The organism is Shigella sp. SIG6 (genome assembly GCF_053555815.1).
Genome location: NZ_JBQZXC010000308.1, coordinates 1 through 549, shown reverse-complemented (window position 1 = coordinate 549; position 549 = coordinate 1). Strand labels below are relative to the sequence as shown.

Sequence of the window (549 nt, the reverse complement as noted above, 5' to 3'; positions counted from 1 at the left end):
GCTGTAAAATAATCCTTACGCTACGTACTTCTCGGGGCGCTTACTAAGCACCAGCAAATGAGAAACCGTCAATAGTGTAAGTTGCAGATAAACCATGGCCATCGCCATTTGCTTTGTAGTTGCCTGTACCTTCATTTTTACCCTGATATTGCAGAGCAAAATTTAGACCTTCAACCATGCCAAAGAAATCTGTGTTACGATAGGTTGCAACACCGTTGGTACGGTTGGTCATGAACAGGTCAGTACCAGCCCATGAGTCACCGCCCCACTCAACAAACATATCAGTAAATGCTTCTGCATCATACGCGACACCGACATTACGACTGTAGTCGAATGAACCAAAATCTTTGTAACTCAAACCAGCATATGCCAAACGAGTTTGGTCAGGGTTGTGTCTGTTTGATGCTTCCAGGTCTAGTTCAAACTGACCGTAACCAGTCATTTCAGGGTTGATCTGAGTTTCACCTTTCACGCCTACACGGGCATAAGAGGTATCTTGAGAATTATCGCCTTTTTCACCATTTTCACGGTCGGTCAGAATGCGCTCAC

At 44.8% G+C, this 549-nt stretch carries 1 pseudogene; it reads right to left on the bottom strand.

Annotated elements, in window-relative coordinates:
* Positions 1 to 46 precede the first annotated feature (46 nt).
* Positions 47 to 549: pseudogene (locus tag ACUU1M_RS20525) on the bottom strand (porin); the annotation flags it as partial.